General features: G+C 37.8%; 1 pseudogene. It reads left to right on the forward strand.

Annotated features, from left to right (window positions below):
* Positions 1-1,477, forward strand: a pseudogene (locus tag GQR46_RS19505) (hypothetical protein); the annotation flags it as partial.
* Positions 1,478-1,526 lie beyond the last annotated feature (49 nt).

Consider the following 1,526-nt stretch of genomic DNA (forward strand, 5'->3'; position numbering starts at 1 on the left):
AATTCCAAAATTTATTTTAGGGAATAAAAAAAAGAAACCAGTAAACCCTAAATATTTTGAAAAGGCATTGAAGTATATATTTGAGCGCACTTTAGCAGAGAATACTCATTTTGTAATACATTTTACTCGTAGTGGTAATCGTCAAGACAAGTTACAAGAGGACTTTCGGACGCAAATTAAAAATCAAGTTGAGTATCTGCAAGACTTTTCAAGCTCGGTAACTTTTTCAGAAAAAGAGTTAGCCCACTCTCAGCTATTAAATGATGTAATAAATACATCGCTAGATCTTAGAAAAGCAATTCGGGGTTATGATGTTGCTGGGAATGAAAATGAACTTCCCATAGAGGTATTTGCCCCTGCTTTGAGGCGTTTAAGGGATAGTAAAATACCCACAAAAGGTTTAATGAGCAATCGTTTATCCAAACCATTTATTACAGTGCATGCAGGAGAGGACTTCAGCCATTTACTTTCGGGTATGAGATCTATCGATGAGTCAGTTGTGTTTTGTGATTTTCAAGTTGGGGATAGAGTCGGGCACGCTTTGGCTTTAGGTGTCTGTCCAACAAGTTGGGCAAAACGTCAGCAGACTGCTTATTTAACTGTTGGTGAGCACTTAGATAATTTAGTATGGAGCCACCAGAAAGCGCTTACAGTTATACAGTCAGTCCCTAACTTGGTTGGGGTTCTACATTTACTACAGGAAAAAATACACTATTGGAGTGAGTTTCTTTATGGTGTAGCTCAACCTCCAAAGCGCTTATACGATGCATGGTTATTAAGACGTAACTGCCCAGTAGTTTTAAACATAAGCCAAAGAGATGCTTTTAATGCATCTGTGATAAATCCGAACGATCCGTTATATAGTGGCTGGGTACTCGATTTTTATAATAAGACTGATGCTTACGTGCAAGCTAAGCATATCGATTTATGGCAAACATACTTATTTGCTGAATTAGATGAAAATTATACAAAACGACGCGAAAAAATTGTAAAAATTGACTGTCTTGGTAAAAGTAGTCCTGAAACTTTCGGTTACGAGCATGGCTGCTACTTTGACTCTGTATCTTTTTCAGAACTTGATTTATATGAAGCCATTCAAGACTGGTCTATGGAGTATTATGCAGCTAAAGGTATTATCATTGAAGCCTGCCCAACCTCTAATATTTATATTGGTCGATTTGAACACTATTACGAACATCCTATTTTTAGATGGGACCCACCTGAACAGGATTGGCTTAAGCAGGGTGAAAAGTACAATCGCTTTGGCTTGAGAAAAGGGTCAATTACAGTATGTATCAATACGGATGACGCAGCCCTAATGCCAACGACAATACAGAATGAGCACCGAGTACTGCAAAAAGCAGCAGTGGAGCATTTTAATGTGGGCGTAAATAAAGCGGAAGATTGGATAGAGCGAGTCCGCAGAAAAGGTGTAGAGATTTTTAAGGCTAATCACTTAGATTGGGTTAACAAGTAGTTATTTATTAAAAGGACTTTCGAAAACCATAAGAAACCCGCAAATTTGT

Origin of the sequence: Pseudoalteromonas sp. Z1A6 (genome assembly GCF_011378745.1) — a bacterium.
Lineage (GTDB): Bacteria > Pseudomonadota > Gammaproteobacteria > Enterobacterales > Alteromonadaceae > Pseudoalteromonas > Pseudoalteromonas arctica.